Annotated in this window: 22 protein-coding genes; 8 read left to right on the top strand and 14 right to left on the bottom strand. The window is 54.6% G+C overall.

Annotation, left to right across the window (positions count from 1 at the left end; all coding sequences use genetic code 11):
- Positions 1 to 98 precede the first annotated feature (98 nt).
- Genes CRO33_RS04525 through CRO33_RS04500 form a run of 6 tightly spaced genes read right to left on the bottom strand, consistent with a single transcriptional unit; the run spans position 99 to position 6,490 of the window.
- The gene (locus tag CRO33_RS04525; protein ID WP_097117285.1) at positions 99 to 836 is read right to left on the bottom strand and encodes an ABC transporter ATP-binding protein; all 738 of its coding nucleotides are present in this window, start codon (positions 834 to 836) and stop codon (positions 99 to 101) included.
- Between the two features lie 18 nt (positions 837 to 854).
- Positions 855 to 1,721 (bottom strand): ABC transporter ATP-binding protein, encoded by an 867-nt coding sequence (locus tag CRO33_RS04520; RefSeq protein WP_097117283.1) that lies wholly within the window; start codon positions 1,719 to 1,721, stop codon positions 855 to 857.
- The gene (locus tag CRO33_RS04515; protein WP_097117189.1) at positions 1,693 to 2,598 is read right to left on the bottom strand and encodes an ABC transporter permease; all 906 of its coding nucleotides are present in this window, start codon (positions 2,596 to 2,598) and stop codon (positions 1,693 to 1,695) included. Before CRO33_RS04515 ends, CRO33_RS04520 begins: the two co-directional genes overlap by 29 nt.
- Positions 2,595 to 3,620: an ABC transporter permease gene (locus CRO33_RS04510; protein ID WP_097117188.1), complete on the bottom strand. Its 1,026-nt coding sequence runs from the start codon at positions 3,618 to 3,620 to the stop codon at positions 2,595 to 2,597. Before CRO33_RS04510 ends, CRO33_RS04515 begins: the two co-directional genes overlap by 4 nt.
- Positions 3,617 to 5,248, bottom strand: coding sequence for an ABC transporter substrate-binding protein (locus CRO33_RS04505; RefSeq protein WP_097117187.1), 1,632 nt, complete (start codon positions 5,246 to 5,248; stop codon positions 3,617 to 3,619). The genes CRO33_RS04510 and CRO33_RS04505 overlap by 4 nt, the downstream gene beginning before the upstream one ends.
- 60 nt (positions 5,249 to 5,308) lie before the next feature.
- Entirely contained in the window at positions 5,309 to 6,490 is a 1,182-nt protein-coding gene (locus tag CRO33_RS04500) for a mandelate racemase family protein (protein ID WP_441339528.1), read from the bottom strand.
- A gap of 299 nt (positions 6,491 to 6,789) precedes the next feature.
- Between CRO33_RS04500 and CRO33_RS04495 the strand changes: the two genes are divergently transcribed.
- The 4 genes from CRO33_RS04495 (at position 6,790) to CRO33_RS04475 (ending at position 11,603) form a co-directional block, all read left to right on the top strand.
- Positions 6,790 to 7,905, top strand: coding sequence for an ABC transporter substrate-binding protein (locus tag CRO33_RS04495; RefSeq protein ID WP_097117185.1), 1,116 nt, complete (start codon positions 6,790 to 6,792; stop codon positions 7,903 to 7,905).
- 132 nt (positions 7,906 to 8,037) lie between these two features.
- Positions 8,038 to 8,460 (top strand): DUF2231 domain-containing protein, encoded by a 423-nt coding sequence (locus CRO33_RS04490; RefSeq protein WP_097117184.1) that lies wholly within the window; start codon positions 8,038 to 8,040, stop codon positions 8,458 to 8,460.
- A complete protein-coding gene (locus CRO33_RS04485) occupies positions 8,457 to 9,749 on the top strand; it encodes a PQQ-dependent sugar dehydrogenase (RefSeq protein WP_097117183.1) in 1,293 nt (430 codons plus the stop codon). Before CRO33_RS04490 ends, CRO33_RS04485 begins: the two co-directional genes overlap by 4 nt.
- Positions 9,750 to 10,415: 666 nt before the next feature.
- Positions 10,416 to 11,603, top strand: a complete 1,188-nt coding sequence (locus CRO33_RS04475; protein WP_097117182.1) for an aminotransferase-like domain-containing protein — start codon at positions 10,416 to 10,418, stop codon at positions 11,601 to 11,603.
- Positions 11,604 to 11,636: 33 nt separating this feature from the next.
- On the opposite strand, the gene uxuR is transcribed toward CRO33_RS04475, so the two are convergent.
- From uxuR to uxuA, 4 genes are all read right to left on the bottom strand, one after another.
- A complete protein-coding gene (uxuR, locus tag CRO33_RS04470; protein ID WP_097117281.1) occupies positions 11,637 to 12,404 on the bottom strand; it encodes a Uxu operon transcriptional regulator in 768 nt (255 codons plus the stop codon).
- An 84-nt stretch (positions 12,405 to 12,488) separates the two neighbouring features.
- On the bottom strand, positions 12,489 to 13,907 hold the full coding sequence (uxaC, locus tag CRO33_RS04465) for a glucuronate isomerase (protein ID WP_097117181.1): 1,419 nt from the start codon (positions 13,905 to 13,907) through the stop codon (positions 12,489 to 12,491).
- A complete protein-coding gene (locus CRO33_RS04460) occupies positions 13,904 to 15,385 on the bottom strand; it encodes a fructuronate reductase (RefSeq protein WP_097117180.1) in 1,482 nt (493 codons plus the stop codon). Before CRO33_RS04460 ends, uxaC begins: the two co-directional genes overlap by 4 nt.
- Before the next feature lie 56 nt (positions 15,386 to 15,441).
- Positions 15,442 to 16,620, bottom strand: a complete 1,179-nt coding sequence (gene uxuA, locus CRO33_RS04455) for a mannonate dehydratase (protein ID WP_097117179.1) — start codon at positions 16,618 to 16,620, stop codon at positions 15,442 to 15,444.
- A 375-nt stretch (positions 16,621 to 16,995) separates the two neighbouring features.
- Between uxuA and CRO33_RS04450 the strand changes: the two genes are divergently transcribed.
- Both CRO33_RS04450 and CRO33_RS04445 read left to right on the top strand, forming a co-directional pair.
- Positions 16,996 to 18,297 (top strand): MFS transporter, encoded by a 1,302-nt coding sequence (locus tag CRO33_RS04450; RefSeq protein ID WP_034827231.1) that lies wholly within the window; start codon positions 16,996 to 16,998, stop codon positions 18,295 to 18,297.
- Between the two features lie 15 nt (positions 18,298 to 18,312).
- On the top strand, positions 18,313 to 20,706 hold the full coding sequence (locus CRO33_RS04445; RefSeq protein WP_097117178.1) for a glycoside hydrolase family 31 protein: 2,394 nt from the start codon (positions 18,313 to 18,315) through the stop codon (positions 20,704 to 20,706).
- Positions 20,707 to 20,796: 90 nt separating this feature from the next.
- Here the strand turns inward: CRO33_RS04445 and CRO33_RS04440 are convergent, their stop codons facing one another.
- Together CRO33_RS04440 and CRO33_RS04435 are read right to left on the bottom strand one after the other, a co-directional pair.
- On the bottom strand, positions 20,797 to 21,342 hold the full coding sequence (locus CRO33_RS04440) for an NUDIX domain-containing protein (protein ID WP_097117177.1): 546 nt from the start codon (positions 21,340 to 21,342) through the stop codon (positions 20,797 to 20,799).
- A 43-nt stretch (positions 21,343 to 21,385) separates the two neighbouring features.
- Positions 21,386 to 22,294, bottom strand: a complete 909-nt coding sequence (locus CRO33_RS04435; RefSeq protein ID WP_097117176.1) for a LysR family transcriptional regulator — start codon at positions 22,292 to 22,294, stop codon at positions 21,386 to 21,388.
- Positions 22,295 to 22,399: 105 nt separating this feature from the next.
- Here CRO33_RS04435 and CRO33_RS04430 point away from each other — a divergent pair, with 105 nt between their 5' ends.
- On the top strand, positions 22,400 to 23,494 hold the full coding sequence (locus CRO33_RS04430; RefSeq protein ID WP_097117175.1) for an NADH:flavin oxidoreductase: 1,095 nt from the start codon (positions 22,400 to 22,402) through the stop codon (positions 23,492 to 23,494).
- A gap of 63 nt (positions 23,495 to 23,557) precedes the next feature.
- Here the strand turns inward: CRO33_RS04430 and CRO33_RS04425 are convergent, their stop codons facing one another.
- On the bottom strand, positions 23,558 to 24,460 hold the full coding sequence (locus CRO33_RS04425; RefSeq protein WP_097117174.1) for a ParB/Srx family N-terminal domain-containing protein: 903 nt from the start codon (positions 24,458 to 24,460) through the stop codon (positions 23,558 to 23,560).
- Between the two features lie 132 nt (positions 24,461 to 24,592).
- On the opposite strand from CRO33_RS04425, the gene CRO33_RS04420 reads away from it, so the two are divergent.
- Positions 24,593 to 25,225: a DapH/DapD/GlmU-related protein gene (locus CRO33_RS04420; RefSeq protein WP_097117173.1), complete on the top strand. Its 633-nt coding sequence runs from the start codon at positions 24,593 to 24,595 to the stop codon at positions 25,223 to 25,225.
- A 2-nt stretch (positions 25,226 to 25,227) separates the two neighbouring features.
- Here the strand turns inward: CRO33_RS04420 and CRO33_RS04415 are convergent, their stop codons facing one another.
- Complete coding sequence (locus CRO33_RS04415) at positions 25,228 to 26,547, bottom strand: MFS transporter (protein ID WP_097117172.1); 1,320 nt, start codon at positions 26,545 to 26,547, stop codon at positions 25,228 to 25,230.
- Positions 26,548 to 26,815: the final 268 nt, after the last annotated feature.

Genomic DNA, 26,815 nt, shown 5'->3' with positions numbered 1-26,815 from the left:
TGTTAAGCGGATCTTGCTACTCAAATCAGGTGCGCACCCTTGCGCACCTGATCAGAACTCACCTCAGCGCCATCCCCGTTAATGGCAACCCGTACCGTTTAAGCCCTACTCGACTCCACCAACATCTGTGTATACGCCACTTGCGCGCGATTCCCCAACAATGCATCGACATCCAGCGTCTCCAGCATTTTCCCGTGCTGCATGACGGCAACCCGATGGCACAGATGCGCCACCACACCGAGATCGTGTGTCACCATTAAATAAGTAAGATTCTCCTGCTGCTGTAAATCACTCAACAGGTTCAGGATCTCTGCCTGTACGGAAACATCCAGCGCCGAGGTCGGCTCATCCAGTAACAGCACGCGCGGTTCGAGGATTAACGCACGTGCAATCGCCACACGCTGACGCTGACCGCCCGAAAGCTGATGCGGATAACGAGTTTGCCAGGCGCGGTTGAGGCCCACTTTTTCCAGCATGGTAATCACGCGCTGGGAACGTTGTCCGATACCGTGAATATGCAGCGGCTCTTCAAGAATGTCGCCAATAGTATGGCGCGGATGCAACGAGCCATAAGGATCCTGGAACACCATCTGCACTTCGCGGCAGCGTGCGCGGGCAATGCGATGCTCCAGTTTTACTCCGGCAATCGCTAGCTCACCATCCCAATGGGTAAACAGCCCGGCAAGACATTTCAGCACCGTAGTTTTCCCCGATCCAGACTCGCCGACCAGACCAAAAATTTCTCCTTCACGCACCGACAAATTGACGTCATATAGCACCTGATTGCGCTGCTCGTCCTCGCCAAAGCTGAGGTTAAGGTGACTCACACGGATCATCTCGTTCATGCTCACTCCTTAAGGTTGTAACCAGCTGGCCTGGCGCTGTAGCACTGGCAACCGAGAACGGCGCGCATCCATATCCGGCAGCGCGGCCAGTAATCCCTGGGTATAAGGATGCTGGGCGTGGTCGAGTTGATCGGCAGACAGCGATTCGACCACGCGACCGGCATACATCACCAATACGCGATCGCAAAAGCGCCGCACCAGATTGAGGTCGTGACTGATAAAGATCAGGCCCAGTCCGCGCTGTTGCACCAGTTCATCCAGCAGCGTCAATACCTGCAAGCGAACGGAAACATCCAGCGCCGAGGTCGGTTCATCGGCGATCAGCAGTTCCGGGTCGGTAATCAGCATCATGGCGATCATCACACGCTGACCTTGTCCGCCGGAGATCTCATGTGGGTAGCACTGATAGACGCGCTGAGGATCGCGGATCTGCACCACCTCCAGCATCTCCAGCGCCCGCTGGCGTGCCACCTCACGCTGCCCCGGATGGTGACTGCGCCAGGCTTCGGCAATTTGTTCACCCACGCGTACCACGGGATTCAGCGAGTATTTCGGGTCCTGCATGATCATCGAAATACGCTTGCCGCGCACGGCACGCATTTGTGCAGGAGAAGCCCGCAGCAGATCGACATCAGCAAACTGCATGCGCTGGGCGGTAACCTGCGCGCTGCGCGGATGCAGTTGCAACAGTGCGCGGCCCACCGTGGATTTACCTGAGCCTGATTCGCCAACGATGGCCAGTTTCTCTTTGCCTAACTGAAAAGAGATGCCGCGCACTGCTGGGGTAATCTGGCGTCCGTTAACGAAATTAACCTGAAGATCCTGCACGTCGAGCAGGGGAGCAACGCTATTCGCTGCGGGGATCGAGAATGTCACGTAAGCCATCTCCTAAGAAGTTAAACGCCAGACTGTTGATCAGAATCGCTAACCCAGGCACGGTGACCACCCACCAGCACTCCAGCATATACGTGCGGCCACTGGCGATCATCGCGCCCCATTCCGGGTCGGGTGGCTGCGCGCCTAAACCGAGGAAACCCAGACCTGCCGCGGTCAAAATGATGCCCGCCATATTCATCGTGATGCGGATGATCACCGAAGGCAGACACAGCGGCACAATGTGCTTCCACAAAATACGCAGAGACGAGGCACCTTGCAGGCGCACGGCAGAGACAAAGTCTGCCTGCCGCAGCGACAGCGCTTCCGCGCGTGCCAGTCGAGCAATCGGCGGCCAGGCGGTGAGGGTAATCGCCATCACCACATGTTCCAGGCCGGGGCCAAGCGCCGCGACAAACGCCAGCGCCAGCACCAGGCTCGGGAATGAGATGAAGATATCGGTGACGCGCATTAATACGCTGTCCACTTTGCCTCCAAAGTAGCCGGCGGTGACGCCCAACAGCAGGCCTAATGGCCCGACGGTGATCGACACCAGCATGACGATATACAAGGTAATGCGCGCGCCCCACACTAAGCGGCTGAAGATGTCGCGTCCAAACTCATCGGTGCCAAACCAGTGCTGCGCGTTCGGCGGCGTGAGTGCGTTATTCAAATCCTGAATCAAGGGGTGGTAGGGGGCGATCCACGGCGCAAACAGCGCCACGATCAGCAACAGTAAAATGATGCCGCCGCCGATGGCCGTGAGAGGGTTACAAGCCATTTGCCACAGGAAATGGGCTATACGCGAGAGCGTACGACGATAGCGCGCCACACGTTCGCGCGTGGCGCTGGCATGAAGCAGATCGAGAGAGGCAGTCATACTTTGGTCCTCGGATCGAATACCTGATAAAGCAGGTCGGAAAGCAGGTTAAGCAGCACGAAAATCAGGCCGACCACCAGCACGCAGCCCATCACCGCATTCATATCGCCGAGCATCAAACTGCCCGTGAGATAAGAGCCAAAGCCGGGCCATGAGAACACGGTTTCAATCAACACTGCCCCTTCGAGCAGGGATCCGTACGCCAGTGCCACCACCGTCAGCAATTGCACCAGAATATTGCGGAAGGCGTGTTGCCAAATCACTTGCCACTCGGTCAGCCCTTTCACCCGCGCGGTCAGGATGAACTCCTGCGACAGCTGCGCCAGCATAAAGCTGCGCGTCATACGGCTGATGTAGGCCAGCGAGTGGAAACCTAACAGCGAAGCGGGCAGGATCAGATGATTGAGCGCGTTGTTAAACACCGTAATATTGCCCGCCAGCAGTGCATCCACTAGCAGCAGGCCAGTGCGGCGCGGCACAATGCCATCCAGACTGAAATCAACCCGTCCGGCACCGCCAACCCAACCCAAATGCGCGTAAAACAGCAATAAACCGATCATGCCGACCCAGAAGATTGGCGTGGAGTAACCGGCCAGACTGATAATGCGCACCAGATAATCCACCAGGCTGTTACGGCGTGCCGCAGCCCAGACGCCCAGCGGTACGCCGAGTCCGGTGCCAAGCACAGTCGCCAGCGTGGCGAGTTCAAGGGTGGCAGGGAACACGCGCAGGATATCGTTAATCACCGGCTGCCCAGTGAGCAGCGCCAGCCCAAAATTGCCGTGTAGCAAACCTTGCAGGTAGATCCAGAACTGCACCCACAGCGGTTTATCAAAGCCTAACTGGTGATAAACCTGCTGGTAAGTGGCGTGGTCGGCATCCGGTCCAACAATCGCCAGTACCGGATCGAGCGGCATCACGCGGCCAATAAAAAAGGTCAGCAGCAACAGGCCGAACAGCGTGATGGCGACCTGCAATGCGCGGCTACGCACTCGACGCCAGTGGCGTTTGGTTAAGGTCATTGGACACCTCCGGCCAGGCTGTTTGGCGTTTTCCACACATCGCGCAGGAAGGTGGTGGCAGAAGGATGCGGCACATAATCCTGTACGCGATTATTTACCACCACCGAATCCGTCATCTGCGAAATCGGCATCAGCGCCGGGATCAACTGGTCGTAACGCTGTTGAATCGCCACGTAATCCTGCTGCTGTTTGAGACTGTCTCGTTCCAGCAGCGCCTGATCGATCATCTGGTTAAGCTGAGCATCGTAGAAGCCGGTGCGCCAACCCTGGAAGTTGGTGAGTCGGGCGCTGTCGGCGTTATTCGGGTTGTACACCAGCGATCGCAAACTGGAGTGCGGATGCGGTTCAACACCACTGCCGCCACGCCCCACCAGCAGATTGAACTGACGTTCGCGCATTGCGCCATAAATCTGGTTGCCAGTGCCGGTGATTATTTTGGCGCGAATGCCTGCCTGCATCAGCGTGGATTGAATGGCGATGGCTATATTGAGGAACGGCTGATCAGCCAGCACACGCAAGGTGGTGTCGAAGCCATTAGGGTAGCCCGCTGCGGCTAGCAACGCTTTGGCTCGCGGCACATCAAGACGATAACCGGGATCGGGCAGTGTTTCAGGCATACCAGACTGGATCGGACGCTGATGCAAAGTGCCATAACCGGCCATCAGGGTTTTATTGATGCCCTGATAATCGACTAAGTAGCGCACGGCTTCGCGCACCTGCGGATTGGCGAAGTGGTCATCCTTCATGCTCATCGCCAGGTAATAAAGGGTGCCTTTCTGCACCGCATCAATGGTGAGATCCGGATCGTGGCGCAGCGCCTGCACATCAGGAATGGCCATGTTACTGGCAATGTCGATATCGCCTTTCTCCATCATCAAGCGCAAGGTTTGTGACTCCTGCAAATGCCGAAACACCACGCGGGTTAACCTGGGAGCGCCACGCCAGTAATTTTCATCCCTGCTCATGCGCAATACATCTTTGGCCTGCCAGACATCAAGACGGAACGGGCCGGAACCGGCTTCGTGCGTGGTCAGCCAGCGGTTGCCCCAGTCATCGTTCACCGCGTTGGCCTGTACAGTTTTACTGTCCAGCACCACCATGCTGCCGAGTGCTGCCAGGGAGTAGATCACCAGTTGCGGATCGTTAGGCTTAGGCAGCTGGATCACCACCGTGCGGGCATCAGGTGCAGTGATCATCTGTTCCACGTTGTCTTTACTGAAGCCATAGGATTTCCACACTGACGCCTGAGCCAGATTGAGATGCAACACCCTGCGCATCGACCAAATCACGTCTTCGCTGGTGAGTGGGTTACCGGAGTGGAAATGCACGCCTTCGCGCAGATGGAAAGTGAGTTGGCGATGATCGGCGCTGATCTCCCAACGTTCCGCCAGAGCAGGGCGCACGTGGGTGAGCTGGCGCGGATCTAACTCGACGAGCCCATCATAAAGATTGACCACAATGCCCACCACTTCATTGCCGGTCATGGCAGCGGGATCGAGCGTCAATAGGTTGTTCATGTTCATGCCCACAATCAGCTGGTCGTCTGGCGTGGCGGCCAGCAGCGACGGGCTACCCGTGAGCAGCATTAGCGCGGCGCACCATGCTCTGCAATAACGAGATATGTTCATAAGCAAAGTCCAGCAGGTCAGAGGTTTATAGTTGTTTGCCGTACTGCTTGTGTTCGACGCTTACCAGCGATTGAGCGTGTGGGTTTCAATCCAGCTGAAATTAATGTCCTCCCCAAGTCCAGGCCGGGTAGGCAGGTGAACAAAGCCCTGATCGTCCATCGGATCGACCAGGCTATTGAGGTAGGCCGGCGGCTGTTCGTAATCGAGGAAAGGGTGCAACAACCCCCGTTCGTACCAACGGCAGTTACGAATTGCACCCACCACCGCGATGCTGGCCGCGCCGTTGCCGTGCACTTCACAATCCATGCCGAAGGCTTCTGCCAGGCTGGCCACTTTCAGGGTGGCAGAGATGCCACCGACGCCGTTGGCTCCGGCACGCAGGATGTCACAGGCACCTGCACGCACCCAGTCGGCACGACTGTGGTGTTTGCCGCCGAGGCTTTCCGGGCCGAGTACGTCAATGCTGAGATTTTCCGCCAGCCAGGCGTAAGAGGCCATACTCTCCTCTTCCATCGGTTCTTCAAACCAGGCGAAGTTAAGCTTCTCCAGCGCTTTACCTATGGTGAGTGCCTCGCTGCGACTGTACCAGTGGTAGCCATCCAGCATCAGGGCGATATCCGGACCTACCGCTTCGCGTACCGCGGCACAGGCTTTGATATCCATTGAGGTGCTGGGGGCGAAAGAAACCGGCGGCATCCAGGTATGCAGTTTTATGGCTTGATAACCGCGTGCTACCAACCTCTCGGCAAACTGGGCGTACTCGTCCGGCGTTGAGAGGCCACCCTCCAACTCATCGCCGCACATGGTGCTGCCGTAAGCGGGAATTTTTTCACGGTAACCGCCCATTAGCTTATGCACCGGTTGTTTAAGCTTGCGGCCAATCAGATCCCACATGGCTTGTTCGACAGCGGAGAGTGCGCGCTCAGTGAGTTGGTGCGCGCTGCCACGCTGCCAGTGCACTAAATCCTGCCACAAGCGTTCACGATCGAAGGCGTTTTGCCCGATCAGCACCTTACGGAAGAAGGCGTTGACCACATGCGGCCGTATGACTTCGGCTGGTGCGAAAGCATATCCGCAATCGCCGTCTTCGCTGGTCAGCGTGAGCAGCGCCATTTGCGCATCGGTTTCTGCACCAGGGTGCGAGTGGCCCGCGCTATCTGATACGCGGCGCGTAGGGTAGGTAAAGAGGGTGACATCAATGGCGCTGATCTTCACGGTAAGACCTCCAGACAGGATTTCCATGCTCAGGGCGAGCGTTAAATTAAAAATAAAACAGCGTTTCAATTCGTAATTTAGCGTTCACAATTTGTTTACGCATTAGGTGAAATGCGGGAAGAGAAGGTCATTACCTGGGCAGTTGCATGGGGTGCTGTGAGCACTTTCACGAAAGGAGGTCGTTTTGTGAGCGGCTACACAGTAAGAAAAACGGCAAGGGGATGTAAAAAAATGTGTCTCAGGGGCTTTTCATTTCGCGTCTGCCAGGTAATAGTGACGCCGCGAAATTTTAATAATAATCATTATCATTTGTATGGGTAGACACAATGAAAAAATGGCTGTTAGCACTGGGGTTACTGGCTGTAACGGGTTCTGCTTCGGCAAAAATCATCACTGACATCGCAGGGCGTCAGGTTGAAGTCAAAGAAGAATCCAAACGTATCATTCTGGGTGAAGGGCGTCAGATGTATCTGCTGGCGGCATTCGATACCGCCGCGCCTTTCCATCGCGTAGTGGGCTGGCGTGATGATTTCCATAAGGCCGACTATGACGGTTATATGGCTTATGAGAACAAGTATCCGGAAATTAAAAAGCTGCCTACCTTTGGTGGGGCGAAAGACGGCACCTTCAACGTTGAGCAGGCGCTGACGTTAAAGCCGGACCTGGTGCTGATGAACCTCGAATCAAAAGCCGCCACGGATGAAGGCAAGTTGATTGAAAAGTTGCAGGCGGTTGGTGTACCGGTGGTGTTTATCGACTTCCGCGAGAAGCCGATGGAGCACGCCGAGAAGAGCATCCGCATCATGGGCGAACTGGTCAATAACCCGCAGCGTGCTGAAGAGATTGTGGCTTTCCGCCGCGCGCAGATCGAAAAGGTGACCGATCGCCTGAAAAACTTCACCGGCACACGTCCAAAAGTGATGATTGATCGTGCAGGCGGCTACACCGATGAATGCTGCATGTCGTTTGGTAATGAGAACTTTGGTCAGATGGTCGAAATCTCCGGCGGGAGCAATATCGCTAAAGATCTGATCCCTGGCACCTTCGGTACCCTGAACCCAGAGCAAATCATTGCCAGCCGTCCGGATGTGGTGGTAGTGACCGGTGCCAACTGGAAGAACTACAACACCGTGGGCAAATGGGTGGGCGTTGGCCCTGGCGCAGACACCAAAGAAGCCACGGCACGTCTGAAGTTGCTGATGATGCGCGATGCGTTTAAAACCCTGCCGGTTGCCCACAACGGCAATGCACACGCCATCTGGCACCAGTTCTACGACAGCCCATATCAGTTTGTCGCGATTCAGGCGATGGCCAAGTGGCTGCATCCGGATCTGTTCAAAGATATCGATCCTGACGCCACCTTCCGTGAGTTCCATGAAAAGTTTCTGCCATTGCCTTATCAGCCGGGTTACTGGGTGACACTGCCTGCGGATAAGTCATAACCTTTAGGCTTTTTGCGGTAATCGCGCGCATTACTCTTCATCTTTACTAATATTTTACAGGCGGTTGGCTGCGATTTCGGGGAAGCGAAACGCAGCCATCGCCTGAATAATAAACGTAATAGGGAGAGTGAAATGTTGTATACCTCGGGACGTTCAGCGTTTGCGGTGGGGCTTTACGCTCTGCTGGAACCGCTACCGCTGGGCTTTTTTGTTGCGGCCTGGCTGTTCGATATCATCTATCTGCAAACCTTCGTCATCATGTGGACCAAATCAGCCAGTTGGTTGATTGCTATCGGTCTGGTGCTCGCCATCCTGCCAAGATTAATCAGTCTTGTTTACTTATTCCGCGGGCCTTATCCCAGTGAAAAGACCCATTTCTGGCTGTCACTACTGGCCATCGTCGTGGCTATCGCGAATGCCTTTATTCACAGTCGTGATGCGTATGCCGTGGTGCCGCTTGGGGTAACGTTGTCGACTCTGGTGGTGGTACTGCTGTTGCTCGCCAACGTGCAGTTAGCGCTGCGTGGACGCATTACAGCAGGAGGTCGCGCATGAAACAGATTCTGAGTGCAGTGACCCTCGCCATGCTTCTCAGCGCTTGTGATGATGGCTCACTTATCGATCCGCAAAAACAGATTGGCCCCAATCCTGAACTCCCCCAGGCGCAAAACTTCTTTGTACCGCCGATGCAGGTGCCGGAGGGTATCCCCTGGAAAGCCGGTGAAATGCCAAAAGTGGCGGAGGGGCTGAAGATTGAAAAGATCGCTGATAACTTACAGCATCCACGTCAGGTACTGGTGCTGCCGAACAATGATGTGCTGGTGGCCGAATCCAACGGCACACCGAAACCGACAACCGCGCCGAAAGATCTCATTACCGGCATCGTAAAAAATGCTTCGGGCAAAGGCGGGGCCGGTGGCAATCGTATTACGCTGTTGCGTAATGTGAACGGCAAGTGGGAGCAGCATCGATTTATCGATAACCTGACCGCGCCGTTTGGCATGCAGCTGGTGGGCAATACGTTGTATGTTGCCAACGCCGATAGTCTGGTGAAATTCCCGTATGAAAACGGACAAACTGAGATTCGTACGCCGCCGGTGGTGGTGACTGAACTGCCCGGCGGGCCGATTAACCATCACTGGACTAAGTCACTGCTGGCCAGCCCCGACGGCAGCAGGCTGTATGTCGGGGTAGGGTCAAACAGCAACATTACGGAAAATGGCATTGGTGCCGAATATCGTCGAGCGGCGGTACTCGAAGTCGATGCGGCGAGCGGTGCCAGCCGCATCTATGCCAGTGGGCTGCGCAACCCCACCGGTCTGCAATGGGAACCGCAAACGGGCAAGCTGTGGGCGATCGTTAATGAACGCGACGAGATTGGCTCGGACCTGGTGCCGGATTATATGACCTCGGTGCAGGACAAAGGCTTTTACGGCTGGCCGTACAGCTATTATGGTCAACATGTCGATGTGCGGGCGCAGCCACAGCGGCCTGACTTAGTAGAAAAAGCCATCAAGCCAGATTACGCGCTCAGTTCACACGTGGCACCGCTTGGCTTGCTATTCTATGGCGCTGACAACATGCCGCAGTATCGTGGTGGGGCATTTATCAGTGAACATGGCAGTTGGAACCGCACGCCGTTGAATGGCTATCAGGTGGTGTGGGTGAAATTCGAAAACGGGAAACCGGTTGGTCAGCCACAGCCGGTGGTGACCGGATTCCTGACCGATGACCAAAAACAGGTACGGGGCTTACCGGTGGGACTGGCATCAGATCAGCAGGGCGGTGTGCTGATCGCGGATGATGCAGGTAATGCCATTTGGCGTATCAGCTCTGCCAATTGATTTCTGCAGGCAATAAAAAAGGATTTGGCTTGATAGCCAAATCCTTTTTTTATGTTCGCTAACCGGCTGGTAACCGCGCTGCGAACGGGGTGCTCAGCACTCCTCACAAAGCAAATCATAAAATGTGCGGGGGAATATTTCAAGTTTCGCAAAAGTACTGTATGGTTATACAGGTGTTGAGTGGCGAGCGCAGTCTCATTGTTTTCTGATGACTCCCAGGGGCGCGGATTGTCAAATCCCGGCAGGTTTCAGGTGGTGCTGGCCTGTGGCTTCCACAATGAGTGGCGCTCAGCACTCCTCACAGCTGTGCTCAGGCCATCGGCGGGTGGAGTCAAAGCTCCGAAGGCTGAAAAGCGCGCTCCTGTCAGAGGAGAAGGAAAGTGATGGAACTTGTTCGGTTACTCCTGGACCTGGTCCGGGTGATCCTGCAAATCATCGTTGCCCTTTTGCAACTGACCGGTCAGGCGCACTGACCGGAACTTGAAACAAGGCGGAGCTTACCCCTCCGCCTTTTTTCGTTAGTTTCAACAGGTGATTTTTTCTCAATATCGGTAGTTACCTTCCGGCACTAAATTCTCTTTGCCAGACAGTGAAAATGTGATTATCAGCTTAGCTAACTTATGTTATGAATTTAGTCTTAGAAAAAAATAATCAGGTAAAGGTTTTATGTCGTCGCAAAAATTGTCCAAAAGCGTTCAACGCATTCATTCATCTGCCATTCGGGATTTATTGAAACACAGCAAAATGGAAGGGGTGATCTCTCTGGGTGGTGGCATCCCGAATCCCGACCTGTTTGATACCGAAGGCCTGCAGATCGCCATGGATCGCGCCTTGTCGCAGGATGGTCACAACGCATTTCAGTATGGCTTGAGTGAAGGGGATCCGCTATTACGTGAAGCGATCTGCCGCATTTCAGCCGACCGCGGTATTGATTGCACGCCAGACGACGTGGTGATCACTTCTGGCTCCCAGCAGTCACTGGATATTCTCGCCCGCGCGTTAATCAACCCCGGTGATGTGGTGGTGGTGGAGCGTCCAACTTATCTCGCCGCATTGCAGGTTTTCCAGTTGGCTGAAGCGCAGTTCAAATCTGTTGGCACTGACGGCGAAGGCATGATTGTTGATGAGCTGGAAGAGCTAGTCAAACAGACAAGAATCAAAGCCGTGTATATCGTTCCGACCTTTGGCAATCCAAGCGGCGTCACCTTATCTGATGCGCGTCGTCAGCAGTTAGTCGCGCTGGCGAAGCAGTATGATTTCCTGATTTTTGAAGACGATCCCTACAGCGAGATCAACTTCACCAATCAGACATTCCGCCCATTAAAATCCCATGCGCAAGCGATGGGGGCCAGCGAGAATGTGATTTATACCTCAACCTTCTCCAAAATCCTGGCACCGGGCGCACGCGTTGGCTGGATCACCATGCCGGGCTGGTTGAAGTCATCAGTGGTGAACCTGAAGCAGGCAACGGATCTGCACACCAGTGCCTTGTCACAATCCCTGACGCGTCATTATCTGGAAACCGGTCGCTTGCCGGAGCAGATCAGATTGATCCGTGCGGCTTATAAGCAGAAGTGCGATGCGCTCTGTACGGCACTGGAGACAGAGTTGGGGGGTCAGCTGCATTTCTATCGCCCACTGGGTGGCATGTTCTTATGGGCAACCTTTAAAGAAGCGTTCAACACCACGGAATGGCTGAAGACTACGCTGAGCAAGGGTGTGGTGTATGTGCCGGGTGAGTTTTTCTATTGTGATAATCCAGATACTTCAACGCTGCGTATTTCGTATGCCTCAGTATCGGAAACCAATCTGGCCGTAGCAGCACAGCGTTTGAAAGCTTCATTACCGCAGTAATCGCCTGAAAGCCCTTGGTAACAAGGGCTTGTTTTAGCCGTTGGCACTGTCCAGCGGCCAGGATTCAAACAGATAACCATCAAAATCGATGTCATCGACATCTGAAAATTCCAGCAATCGCTGTTTCACATTTTCCAGATGCTGCCACATGGCTTGCTTGGCGGCGCGTGCATCTTTCTTGATCAATGTGGCGAGGATCTTCTTGTGATCGTCGAGCCACTGCTTACGATAATGAGTGTTCACCAGATGACGATGTAACTGACTCCACATCACATTATCTTCACGCCACTGCCAGGATTGTTTGAACAACTCGACCAGCATGCTGTTATGGGTCGCTTCGGCAATCGCTAAATGGAAGTTACGATCGCCGTTCTCGCTCTCATTCACGGCGCCGGATGCCAGTTCTCTCTCTTCCAGTTCCAGCGCCTGACGCATCTTGATGATGTCTTCACGCGTGGCCTGAAGGGCGGCAAACTCCGCGATATTACTCTCCAGCAATTGACGCGCCTGCAGCATCTCAAACGGGCCGGCATCGTTACAGGCGGCTTGTGTCGTCGCGCGCGGTGCAGGACTGTCGTTTACCACGTAGATCCCGGCACCACGACGCACTTCAATCAAGCCTTCCAGCTCCAGCATGATCAGTGCTTCACGCACCAGCGTACGCGTGACATCCAGCAGCGCAGCCAGTTCACGCTCAGGCGGCAAGCGTTCGCCCACGGCATACTGCTTTTGCATAATCATGTTACGCAACATTTCCCCCACTTCCTGATAAGGGCGCTGCGCTGATGCTTGTGTTTTCATGAGCTCTTTTCTGCTGATTAAGAAGTTGACGACCACTGACGCTGCCATCAATTGCGCCCTGCACTATAGCACAGGGCGGAATTCTCAACGTGGATTGAGGATAAAGTAGCGCTGTGCGTTATTGAAACAGATATCCTGCAGCATGTTGCCGAGTACCGCTTCATCGTGCGGCACAATGCCATCCTGCACCCATTGACCGAGCAGGTTGCACAGAATACGGCGGAAGTATTCGTGGCGTGTGTAAGAGAGGAAGCTGCGTGAATCGGTCAGCATCCCGACAAACTGGCTGAGCAAACCGATTTGCGACAGTTGCTCCAACTGGCGCAGCATGCCATCGCGCTGATCGTTGAACCACCAGCCGGAACCAAACTGCACTTTACCGGCGATGCCCGCACCCTGGAAGTTACCTGCCATCGTCGCCAGCACTTCGTTGTCACGCGGATTGAGGCAGTACAGAATGGTCTTTGGCAGTTGGTCGTTAACATCCATCGCATCCAGCAGGCGCGAGAGTGGCAAAGCAATATTGTTATCGCCAATCGAGTCAAAACCGCTGTCTGCACCCAGCAGGCGGAACAAGCGAGTGCTGTTGTTGCGAATGGCACCGATGTGTAACTGCATCACCCAATCACGTCGTGCATACTCGGAACCCAACCAGACCAGCACCGCGCTGCTAAACTGCGCGATTTCCAGCTCGCTTAGCGTGTCGCCGTTGCGACGTTTCGCCAGAATGGCGTCCAACACGCTATCGTCGGGAACAGGTGCAAAGCGCAGCACTTCAATCCCGTGATCCGCTGCACGACAGCCGTGAGCGGAGAAGTGATCTAACCGGCGCAGCAGGGCGGTGCGCAACGCATCAAAGTCGGTGATCGCCACATCCGCTGCTGCCTCAAGCCGTCCCAGGTATTCAACAAAGCCTTCAAGCTCAATCTTGAAGACCTTATCAGGGCGCCAGCTTGGGGCGACATCAATATCAAAGCTGCTGTCTTCAGCAATCTGACGATGATATTGCAGCGAATCAACCGGATCATCGGTGGTGCCAACCATACGTACATTCATTTGACGCATAATGCTGCGTGCAGAAAATGCCGGGGTTGCCAGTTTCTCGGCGCATTCGTCCCATACGCGTTGTGCGGTGTCCGGCCCAAATAACGTATTGGTGATGCCGAACGGGCGACGCAGCTCCAGGTGAGTCCAGTGGTAAAGCGGATTGCCCAGCGTTTTGGGTACGGTGTAGGCCCACGCGAGGTATTTATCGTAATCGCTCGTAGATTTACCGGTGATCAGCGATTCATCCACGCCCGCAGCACGCAAGGCGCGCCATTTGTAATGGTCACCTTCCAGCCAAATTTGTCCGAGGTTGGCGAACTGACGATCCTCGGCGATCTCTTGCGGATTGAGGTGGCAGTGGTAGTCATAAATCGGCATGTCAGCCGCATAGTCATGGTACAAACGACGCGCAACGTCGCTTTGCAGCAGGAAATCGTCATCCATAAAGTGCTTCATTTCGGCTCCTGATTCAGGCATGCAACGGCGGCGCGGGCACCATGCTGGCAAAGCTGCGCGTACACCTGTTGAAGATGGCTGACGAAGCCCGGATTGGCGGGCAAATCGTCTCCAAAAATGGTTCTCACTACAAGCAGGGCGCTAACGCGCGCATCGCCTTCTGGCGTGAGCTGGTTGATGTCATGCAAGGTTGCAAGTAATGGGTCAACCACATCAAATGCTTCACCTCGCTCATCCTGCGCGACGACGTAACGCATCCAGCCGGCAATTCCCAGCATCAAGTGGCGATAGTCACTGCCGTGCTTCAGGTGATAGCGCACGGAATCGAGCCAGCGCTGTGGCAGCTTCTGACTGCCATCCATCGCAATCTGTTGCGTCCGGTGGCGCAGGGAAGGGTTGCTAAAACGCTCGATCAGCTGATTAGCATAGGCCAGCAGATCAATACCCTCTGGCATTGATAGCGTTGGTGCCTGTTCCTGCATCATCAGTGCTAATGCTGCCTGGCGATAGGTCGGGAGTTGCATGGTGTCAGCGATGGTTTCACAGCCACCCAAATACCCGAGGTAGGCAAGAAATGAGTGACTGCCGTTGAGCATACGCAGTTTCATCATTTCAAATGGCGCAACGTCGGCCACAAACTGCGCGCCCACGCGATCCCAGTCAGGACGGCCGTTGACAAAGTTATCTTCGATCACCCATTGGCGAAATGGTTCACAGGCCACGCCGCAGGGATCGGCAACGCCCAGCAAGTCGCGAATCTCATGATGTGTTTCGTCGGTCACTGCGGGAACGATGCGGTCAACCATGCTGCTGGGGAAGGTAACGTTCTCATCAATCCAATGCGCCAGTGCCGCATCGCGCAACCGCGCCAGGCCTACCACAGCGGCGCGCGCGACATGGCCGTTATCACGCAGGTTGTCGCAGGAGAGCACAGTAAACGGCCCTAAACCACGCTCACGACGCACACGTAATGCTTCGACAATAAAACCAATGGCGGATTTCGGCGTGCCAGGGTGCGCAACATCGTGTTGAATAAGTGCATTATCCGCATCCAATTCACCGTTGGCACCCTGAGTGCAATAGCCTTTTTCCGTCACCGTCAATGAAACGATAGCGGTTTCCGGACGAGCCAGCGCTTCGATAATGCCGTCGTGTCCATCCAGTGCAGGATGCAAGGCTTCTTTGATGGCCGCAACGAGGTGAACGTCGTTCTGCCCGGCACCTTTTTCCGTCACGCTGTAGAGCAGATCTTGCTGGCGCAGTTGTTCGACCAACAGTTTGCCGCTCGCCGACATCAGGTTGACCTCACAGATGCCCCAGTCAGTGTCACTGATTTCAAGCAGGTGATGCAGATACAACGCCTGATGCGCGCGATGAAAGGCGCCACAGCCGATATGCACAATACGCGGCACCAGCCGCTGATGGTTCCAGGCGGGGCGGGTCACGTTCAATTCGCCATTGGCGAGGTTAGGTTCCATGTAAACTCCATCTAGCCGGGTGCGCCATCAATGGCACCCGGCAGCAACGAATGCCATCAGAAATAAGCGCGATGAATCGCCAGTTCCACACCGCGAATTTCCGCCAACCCTTTCAGACGACCAATCGCCGAATAGCCGGGATTGGTTTTCTTTCTCAAGTCGTCGAGCATCTGGTGACCATGATCCGGGCGCATCGGAATCAAATCCTCCTGACCGGCCGCTTTACGACGATGTTCTTCTTCAGCAATCGCCTTAATGACGGCGAACATGTCAACATCGCCGCCTAAATGCGCTGCCTCGTGGAAGGTGTTCGGGTTCTCTTCGCGTTTGGTTGACCGCAGGTGTGCGAAGTAAATGCGTGGGCCAAAACGTTTCACCATGCCGGCGAGGTCGTTTTCTGCCAACACGCCGTAAGAGCCGGTGCACATGGTGAAGCCATTCGCCGGGCTGGGTACGGTATCGATCATCCACTGCAAATCTTCTGCGTTAGAGACGATGCGTGGTAAACCCAGAATCGGACGCGGGGGATCATCCGGATGCACTGCCATCCGAACACCGGCCTCTTCCGCCACTGGAATAATCGCGCGCAGGAAGGTGGCGAAGTTTTCACGTAACTCAGCTTTGCCGATGCCGTCATAACGGGCTAATTGAGCACGGAACTGGTCCAGCGTGTAACCTTCTTCTGCACCCGGTAAACCAGCGATGATATTGCGCGTCAGGCGGGTTTTATGTGCTTCGCTCATGTTGGCGAAACGCTCAGCTGCCTGCGCTATTTCCGTGGCGCTGTAGTCCTTCTCCGCACCGGGACGTTGCAAGATGTGCAGCTCAAATACGGCAAATTCGATCTGATCGAAACGCAGCGCTTTCGCGCCATCGGGTAACAGATATTCAAGGTCTGTGCGCGTCCAGTCGAGAATCGGCATGAAGTTGTAGCAGACGGTTTTAATACCGCACTGCGCCAGATTTCGCAGAGACTGCTGGTAATGACGGATCCACTTCTGACACTCACCGCTGCCGGTTTTGATCTCTTCGTGAATCGGCACGCTTTCCACCACTGACCACACCAGCCCAGCGGCTTCCACGATGGCTTTACGCTGCATAATTTCGTCCACCGACCACACTTCGCCGTTAGGGATGTGGTGCAGGGCGGTGACGATGCCGGTCGCGCCAGCCTGTCGTGCATCGGCAAGAGAAACGGGATCATTTGGGCCATACCAGCGCCAGGTCTGCTTCATGTTGTTACCTCTTTTAGGTCCTGAAAATGAAACCCAGGACAATTCTTATATTGGTTGACCTATTTATCGGTTAGCGCACCGCTTATGGCGTGGATTGCGCTCTCAGAGCCTAAAATTCGGCTCTTTAACGTCTGATGTCAACCTCGCAAGCCATTTTGGTTAACCAGATCACAAATGCGGCATCTGAGTGGCGACCAGGTTCCGCATCTGTGGTTCACTCCTGGCGGATGGTTAGAGATGACTCACTGAAGTCGCTCCTCAACAACAAGCAACAATTCCTGGGCGGCAGCCAACGATATTTCCGGTTTATCGCTTGCCCGCGCATTCACCACAGGATTTGTAAGCTCATGATGTTAATAAAGAATGGAGAACCAGATGAACCGCAGTTTGAATCCAGGGATCGCTGCCGCTGGCAGCAAACGCACCTTCCGCAATTTGCGCTGGTGGGTATTGGTGTTGTTCTTAGCGGGCGTTACCGTCAACTACATCACGCGTAACTCATTAGGCATTCTGGCACCTGAGCTGAAAACCAGCCTGGGCATCACCACTGAACAATATTCATGGATCGTCGGTGCGTTTCAGCTGGCGTACACCTTCTTTCAACCAATTTGCGGCTGGCTGATTGATGTCATCGGCCTGAAAGTCGGCTTCCTGATTTGTGCCTCGGTCTGGGCGGTCGCCTGTCTGTTCCATGCCGGCGCGGCGAGCTGGGTACATCTTGCCATTCTGCGTTTTGTCATGGGCGGAGCGGAAGCCGCAGCCACGCCAGCCAACGCCAAAGTGATAGGCGAATGGTTCCCGAAAAAAGAGCGTCCGGTTGCAGCGGGTTGGGCCGGCGTGGGCTTCTCAATTGGCGCTATGCTGGCGCCGCCCATCATCTACTTCGCGCACGCTTCTTTCGGCTGGCAGGGCGCTTTCCTGTTTACGGGTTGCCTGGCACTGGCGTGGGTGGTGCTCTGGTGGTTGCTGTATCGCGATCCGGAAATTCATCCCAATCTGTCTGCATCGGAACTGGAATTTATTCGTCAGGATAATGAACCCCCCGCCGTCAAATTACCGTTCTTTAAAGCCCTGAAAAGTGTCTCAAAGAATAAACGTTTTTACGGTATCGCCATTCCCGCTTTTATGGCCGAACCGGCGTGGGGCGTGCTGAGTTTTTGGGTGCCGCTCTACCTGGCGAAAGATCTCGGCATGGATCTCAAACAGATTGCCATGTTCGCCTGGATGCCATTCCTCGCTGCAGACCTCGGCAGCGTCGCCAGTGGCTATCTGACGCGCCTCTATACCCGCCTGTTTGGTTTCAGACTGGTCAACTCCGTGGTTGCCAGTTCGGTCACCGGCGCTTTCCTGATGCTCTCCCTCGCATTGGTGGCAATGACCAAAGATCCCTACGTGGCGATTGCACTGATCTCGATTGGCGGTTTCGGTCACCAGATCATCTCCTGCATGCTCAGCGCACTGGTGGTGGAGAAGTTTGATAAAGGCCAGATGGCCACCGTCAACGGCATGCGCGGTTCCTTCGCGTGGATCTCCAGCTTCCTGTTCTCGCTGGTAATTGGTGTCACCGCCGACAAGATTGGCTTTAACCCGTTATTTGTCGCCATGGGCTTCTTCGACCTGATTGGCGCGGTCTTCCTGATTGCATTTATTGCTGAACGTCGCGCCCAGCGCGCCTGAATAAAGTAGGTAACAATGAAAACCTTAAAGAATTGGTCACTCACGCATTCTGATCAACACCATGTTGCGTTAACCGTCGATGGGAAGTACCAGCTGAACCTATTCGTGCTGGAATCCGGCATGTTCCGTGTTTCGATTAAACGTCAGAGCGGCTATGCACTGGACCGCACCTGGAGCATAGCGCCAGACAGCGATGTGCCGTGGGAAGGGCGTCCACGTGACAGCCTGGCGGGCTTTACCCTGCCAGGGTTCACGCTGGAAGAAGAGGGCGACACGCTGGTGGTTTCCACCGATGTGCTGCGCGTGATTGTCCATCAGCCACTGGCGCTGGAGTGGCAACATCGTGATAGCGCTGGCGCCTGGCAACTGCTGACCTGCGACCGCCCAACCAGTGCCTACCTGATTAACGCGCACGGCGATGGCGTGGCGCACTACCAGCGTCGTATGAATGACGATGCCTATTACGGTCTGGGCGAGAAAACCGGTGACCTCCAACGCAATGGCAAGCGCTATGAGATGCGTAACCTCGATGCGATGGGCTACAACGCCTCGTCAACCGATCCGCTGTACAAACACGTGCCGTTTACCATTACGCGCCGCAGCGATGTGAGTTTCGGTCTTTACTACGATAACCTCAGCAGCAGCTGGTTTGATCTCGGTAACGAGCTGGATAACTACCATCAGCCTTATCGCCGCTGGCAAGCGGAAAGCGGGGATATTGATTATTACCTGTTTGTTGGCAACAAAGTGTTGGATGTCACCAAGGCCTTTGTGCGCCTGACCGGTAAAACGCTGTTTGGCCCAAAATGGAGCCTCGGTTACAGCGGCTCAACCATGCACTACACCGATGCACCGGATGCACAAAATCAACTGATGAACTTCATTCGCCTGTGCGAACAGCATGATATTCCGTGCGACTCTTTCCAATTGTCATCGGGTTATACCTCGATCAATAACAAGCGCTACGTGTTCAACTGGAACTACGACAAAGTGCCACAGCCGGAAGTGATGAGCCAGGCGTTCCACGATGCCGGTTTGCGTCTGGCTGCCAACATCAAACCTTGCCTGTTGCAGGACCATCCGCGCTACGAAGAAGTCGCGGCGCAGGGCTTATTTATTCGCGATTCAGAAGAAGATGCGCCAGAGCGTTCAGTGTTCTGGGACGACGAGGGTTCACACCTCGATTTCACCCATCCTCAGGCGGTGGCGTGGTGGCAGGAGAACGTCACCCAACAGCTGTTGGCGAAGGGCATCGATTCGACCTGGAATGACAACAACGAATATGAAGTGTGGGACGGCGAAGCGCGTTGCCATGGCTTTGGTACGCCCATCGCCATCAAACATATTCGCCCGGTGATGCCGTTGTTGATGATGCGTGCGTCGATGGAAGCGCAGCAGCGTTTCGCGCCAGAGAAGCGTCCTTTCCTGATCTCGCGTTCTGGCTGTGCCGGTATGCAACGCTACGTGCAGACATGGAGCGGCGATAACCGTACTAACTGGACGTCACTGCGTTACAACATCCGTATGGGCCTGGGGATGAGCTTGTCGGGTCTGTATAACGTCGGGCACGATGTCGGCGGTTTCTCAGGTGATAAGCCGGACGCTGAACTGTTTGTACGCTGGGTACAAAACGGCGTAATGCACCCGCGTTTCACCATTCACTCGTGGAATGACGATCACACGGTGAATGAGCCGTGGATGTATCCGTCGGTCACGCCTGCGATTCGTGCTGCAATCGAACTGCGTTATCGCCTGTTGCCGTATCTGTATACCTTACTGTGGCAAGCGCATGCTGATGATGAGCCGATGCTGCGTCCAACCTTCCTCGACCATGAGCAGGATAAACAGACTTTCGCCGAGTGCGATGAGTTTATGCTGGGCCGCGATTTGCTGGTGGCCAGCGTGGTGGAAGCAGGACAGCGTGAACGCAGTTTGTGGCTGCCAGATAACCAAACTGGCTGGTATGACTTCGCAACGCAACAGTGGTACAGCGGCGGTCAATGGATCACGCTGCCAGCACCGCTGGAAACCCAGCCGATGCTGGTTCGCGCCGGTGCGGCCTTGCCACTGAGCCAGCGTCTGCGTCATGTTGATGCACAAGCAGATGACCGTCGCACGCTGCAACTTTATCCATTACAGGGTAAAGGCGAGAGCAAAGGCCTGGTATTTGAAGATGACGGTGAGTCCTGGGGTTATCAGCAGGGTAATGCGCTGTGGTTAAGCTGGGAGATGCGCAGCGATGCCGAGGCAATCCACCTGAGCTTCACACGCAAAGGCGATTATCAGCCAGCATGGAAAACGCTGCAAATTGCTTTGCCAGCCGGAGAACGGCGCCAGCTTTACATTGATGGTGTCGCGGTTGCTGCGGCAGATGCGCAAGCAGTGCTGGCGGAGATAGTGAGTCACTAAGCGTCATTGCTCAGGGAAGAGTGCGCAGCAATGCACACTCTTCAAACGCACAGCGACCTGACATCAATGTGGCCCTGTGCGTTACCCGGCTTAATCAAGCAACCCTTTGGCCCGCGCCAGTAAAAACGCGGTCACTGAAGTGGCATCGGTCACTTTACCTTCCAGCACGAGCTGCAGAAACTCGCTGATTTTCATTTTGCGTGCAGTGAGTCCGACTTCCTCGGCATCCAGATTCTGCCCTTCATAGCGTAATTCGCTGGCAAGATAGATGTGATAACCCTGCGCGGAGTATCCCTGCGCCAGTTTTTGATAGCCCACGTACTGCCAACGATCTGCAATTAATCCCGTCTCTTCCTGCAGTTCGCCTGCCGCCAGTGCTTCCGGTGTAGCGCCAGGGTCCAGCTCCCAGCTGCCTTGCGGCAACTCAATGGTGCGTTCACTTATCGGATAACGATACTGCTCAACCACAAAAATGCTGTCCTGCTCCACCGGAACGATGACGACAAAATCGTTTTTTTCGATCACCGAATAGAGACCTTCGCTGCCATCGGCACGCTGAATTTTGTCCTCTTTTAACGTCATCCAGCGGTTACGATAGATCTCTGTCGATGTGAGGGTTTGTATTTCTGGTTTCAAAAGGGGCCTCCATGAAGTGAATCATTGAGTCAACGATTTAAGCCTATAAACGGGGTGCCGTGACAGGTAACTTATCTGTTTTTTCCATCGCTTGTTTTAACGCATGAAGAAATACCGTCACCCGTGCTGGCAACTGGCGAGTCGTGGGGAACAATGCCCAGACACCGAGCATCTGCGGTTGAGCATCCTGTAATTCAATGGCGATGAGCTCGCCTGAAGCGAGCTCTTCACGGATGTCCCACTCTGATAACTGAGCAATGCCGCTGCCCGCCACGCACAGAGTACGCACCCCTTCCACGTTACTGCCACTGAAACGGCCTTCCACGCTTAAGCTCGAAATATGCCCATCAATGATGAAGCTCCACTGCACCACGCCTGAGAGTCGCAGGCAGTTGTGATGATGTAAGTCGTTTAATGTCTGAGGCGTGCCGAAGCGTTGAAGATAATCGGGTGAAGCACACAGCATACGCGTGTTGTTAGCGAGACGGTGAGCCACTAAACGGGAGTCACGCAGCGGTGCAATGCGGATAGCGACATCGTAGCCCAACCCTACCAGGTCGGTGACGTCATCGCTCAACTGAAACTCAATGCGGAGTTCCGGGTTGGCCTCCATCAAGGCAGGCAACAGCGGAATGATGGTGCGACGACCAAAGCCAGAAGGCGCCGTAATCCGCAGCTGGCCAGTTGCACCTTGCTGGTGTGGTGAAAACAGATTGCGTGCGCTCTGTTCGGTTTCCGCCAGCGATTTCGCATAGGGCAGAAACTCTGCTCCCTCGACGGTGAGCGCGATGGCGCGAGTCGTGCGGTGCATCAGCCGCACGCCGAGATCGTCCTCCAGCGAGGCCAGCCGACGCGACACCGTCATCGGCGTAGTATTCAGCCGCCGTGCTGCCTGGGTCAGGCTACGCGTTTGCGACACCATCAGGAAAACCTCAATATCTTTGGAGTTCATTTTAACGATTTCCGTTATACAGACGTATCATATTCGGTCATTTTTACCGCTAAAGCGACACACTATAATGCGCTCTGACGATAATCAGGGAACACGATGTAGCAAATGGCCGATAAACACTTATTTCAGAGCGGGACATTAAATCGACTCGCGCTGAAAAATCGCATCATGGTGGCACCCATGACGCGCATCTCCGCCACGGTAGATGGCGTACCGGGCGACCGCATGAAGCACTATTACGAACGTTTCGCGCGGGGGGGTTTTGGCACCATCATCACCGAAGGGCTGTATATCGACGAAGCCTGGTCGCAGACGTATGCGTTTCAAGCGGGGCTGGTTAATAGCCGCCAGGTCGCAGGCTGGCGAGCCATTACTGATGGTGTGCATCAGTATGGTGGCAAGATCATTGCGCAACTGATGCACGCCGGTGCGATTTCCCAGGGCAATATTTACCGACGCGATACCCTGGCTCCCTCCGTCGTGCAACCGCGTGGAGAACAGCTGGGCTTTTATCATGGTCATGGCGACTATGCGTTGCCAGGAGAAATGAGCGAAGATCAGATTCAGCAGGCGATTGACAGTTTTGCCGAGACCGCTGCGCGCGCTATTGGCGTAGCGGGATTTGATGGCATTGAAATTCACGGCGCCAATGGCTATCTGCTCGATCAATTCTTTACGGATTACACCAATCAGCGTCATGACCGCTGGGGCGGTGATATCGCTGCCCGCCTGTCACTGACCCTGGCGGTGATCCGCGCGGTACGCCAGCGTATAGGCCACGATGTCACTTTAGGTGTGCGTATTTCACAAGGCAAAGTGAATGATTTCCATCATAAGTGGCAGGAAGGGGAAGCGGGCGCAAAACAAGTGTTTCGCTTATTGGCTGAGTCAGGTATTGATTACCTGCATCTCACCGAATACGACGCACTGCAACCCGCTTTTGCGGACAATGCGCTTTCGCTGGTACAGATAGCGCGAGAGGCGGCACCAAGCCTGACTATTGTGGCGAATGGTTCGCTGTCAAACAGCCGTGCCGCCTCTCAGGCGCTGGAGCAGGGGGCGGATTATGTGGCGTTGGGCAAAAGTGCATTGGCCAATCCCGACTGGCCGATGCGTGTCCGTGATGCAGCAGCCTTGCGTGAGTTTGATAAAAATCTGTTAGCCCCTTCCGCGGATGTTAAGGATTGCGAGCTGGCGTAAGAGGTTAATCGCATCGGAAGATGGTGATCAGTACGGGGGCACGACATGTCCCCGTACTGACTATTATTCTTTAAATGCCCAACCCAATTTTCCATCCGCAGAAATCATTTTATCGAGTTTCTTCGCGTTGACCTTTTTCATCGCCCCCAACTTTTCAGCGGTGAGCGGTCCGGCGTCGCTCTGGGCAATCACCGTGTCTTTAGGTACGTCGGTGATTTTTTCAGCAATGGCGGTGACCGCTGCGCCATAGCCTTTGCGATCGTGCAGATCGAATGATTTCAGCGGAAGTTCAGTCTCCAGCCATTTACCCCAGTAGAATTCAAGGAACGGCGGCGGATTGTCCTCTTTCTCAAAGCCGATATCGCGCACGAAATAGACCAGCGAACGATATTCATCATCCTGCATGTGTTTACGGCCCAACTCTTTAGGCAGGTCATGCGGGGTGATTTTGCCTTTAGGCGTATCCAGCCAGACCAGATGGGCGGCTTCCATTTGCTGCCAGAACGCATTCATCGTTTTCAGACTGCGGAAATCATTGGTGATGCGCACCTGTACCAGCGTTTTCAAACCCCCAACATCAGCGAAATTACTGAAGGTGTGATGCCCATCAGTGAGATAGAGCGCATTATCCGGGGCGATGACGGCAGTTTTCATCGGTCCTGGCTGCGCACCCACCGGGGCTTTACAGGTGAAGCTGTCAGGATCGGAGATGCGTGATTTGCTGTTGAACTTGTCTACGCCTTTCTGCCCCATGCTTTCACAAAAATCATCGAACAGCTTTTTGGGATCGGCCTGGTAACGATGCAGTTTGTAATCCAACTGGCGATAACCAATCGCGGCTTGCGTGGGATGCAATTGTGATAACTGCACCTGCACGATATCACCTGCTTTGATATCAGCGGGCAGTGCTGCTGACGCCTGGCCAGAAGACCACAATAGAGCTAACAGTGACCACGGTGTTCTCATTCCCTTTCCTTAAATGGCCTCAAACGAAGCCGCTACGATAGCATTTCTGTCATCTTGCCGCTTTAGTGTTGTGCTTCGCGCTTGACCTATTACAACTCGTTATCCAGACCTCTGACCACATTGGAGCTTGCTATGGCCCTTGCCGCTGTCCAACCGGCTAAACTGCAACACACCGTCATCGATCCTAGCGTGCGTATGCGCGAAACCCACATTGGTCAGCAATGTGAGATCCTCGCCGAAAGTTATCTTGAATATAGCGAATTGGGCGATTTTTCTTACCTCGGCGAGCACTGTTGTGTCGCTGATGCGCAAATTGGTCGCTTTACCGCGATAGCCAATCAGGTGCGTATTGGTGCGCCAAATCATCCGATGGATCGTGCGTCCCAGCATCGTTTTACCTACTGCCCGGAATATTATGACCCGCATGCGCAGCGTGACGCAGGCTTCTTTGCCGATCGCCGCGAGGACCGCGTGATCATCGGTAATGATGTGTGGATTGGTCATGGCGTCATTGTGCTGCCGGGCGTGACCGTTGGTGACGGCGCGGTATTGGCGGCTGGCGGGGTTGTGACCAAAGATGTGGCCCCTTACACCATTGTGGGCGGCGTCCCTGCGAAACCCATTCGTGGCCGCTTCACACCAGAAATCGCGGCGCAGTTGCAGGCGATTGCGTGGTGGAACTGGCCGCTGGAGAAGCTGATGACGCATTTGGCGGATTTCCAATCGCCAGACATTGCTGCGTTCTGCCAGCGGCACGCGGTGTAAAATTACATCGCCTGCTGTGCTGCCACTTTGGGTGCATCAGCCTGCAGGCGTTTCTCGGGTTGTAATAGCGTCATCGCCAGCATGCTGCCAAACGCAATGCAGGCGGTAACGGTGAACATGGCGTTATAACCGTAATATTCCGCCAGCCAGCCGCACAGCATCGGGGAGATGATGGAGGCAAGGTTGGCTATCGCCAGCGTCATGCCACTGTAAGCACCTACCGAAGCTTTTGGCGTCACATCAATCACCACCGACCAATACACGTTATTCACCAGCGCATTGAGCGCGTTACCTAGCGTCATCAGAGCGATGATCCCTGCCGCTGAACTGACCCACGGAATCGCCATAAAACAGCAGGCGGTCGCGCACAGCGTGACGGCTGCGAAGACGTTCCTTGCCAGGCGAAGGTTGTTAAAGCGTGCCAGCAAACGGTCGGCTATACGCCCGCCAAGCAACACAGTGAAACAGGCACCGCTCCACGGAATCATCGCCACGTACCATAACGAATGTAGATCGTAGTGGAAGTTATCTTGCAGATATTTAGGCAGCCAGGTGACCAGCGTAAAGGTGATATAGAGAAAACTGAAATAGCCAAGTGCGTTGCACACCAGCGTGCGACTGGTAAAGAAACGCCACCACGGCAGTGCACACTCATGTTGGCTTTCAGGCTTTTGTCCATTGATGATCAGCTGACGTTCGGCCGTATTGGCGCGGGGATGCAGCAGCGGTGTGTCGGTAAAGTTGCGTGCAAACAGCAACATCGCCAGCAGCGAGAAAGCGCCGAGCAGGATAAACATCATGCGCCAGTCGTTGGTTAACAGCAGCAAACCCACGGCAATGGGTGCGGTCAGCAGTGAACCCACCTGAGTACTGAGCAAGCCGATGCTCAGCGCAAAACCGCGTTCATTATCCGGGGCCCAGTGGGCAATGGTTTTGTTCATCAACGCATAGGCCGGGCCTTCGGAAAAACCAAACAGGATACGCAATGCAGCAAATCCCATAATGGCTGAACCACTAAACAGCGCCATGCCGACTTCACCGGCCCATGCGGTGCCAATTTCCAGCAAGGACCAAAGAATCCCCGCCATCAACCACACTTTTTTGGTGCCCAATCTATCAGCGAGAAAACCGCCACACAGCGAGCCGAACAGGTAGCCAAAACCGAAATAGCCCAATACCGCACCCAGTTGAACTTTGGTGAAGTGAAATTCCTGAGAGATAGCGTTAGCAGCAAACGAGAGTGCGCCGCGATCAACGTAGTTGATCAGCGCGATGAGAAACAGCAGTGAAAAAATAGTGTAGCGAGTAGAGGATGCTTGCATAGCGCGACTCCTGAAATAGAACACAGGATTCATTAAGCAAAGCTGATGCCAGAATGGTAAGGCTGCTAACAATTAGCGCGGATATACAAGGTAAGGCCTTTCTGTAGCAAGGGCGACCATCAGGACGCCCATAGTATGTCTGTCTGCACCAGCATGATCACATAAGCGTTCTTTTATAGTGCGAAGGGTATAAATGACCTCTGAGCGACATCCAGTCATCTGTTAACTACTCATGATCGCAAGCAATCTCAAAACACCCACATTTTGC

Origin of the sequence: Pantoea sp. GL120224-02, from assembly GCF_900215395.1 — a bacterium.
GTDB lineage: Bacteria > Pseudomonadota > Gammaproteobacteria > Enterobacterales > Enterobacteriaceae > Pantoea > Pantoea communis.
This window is presented reverse-complemented; position numbering and strand designations above follow the sequence as displayed.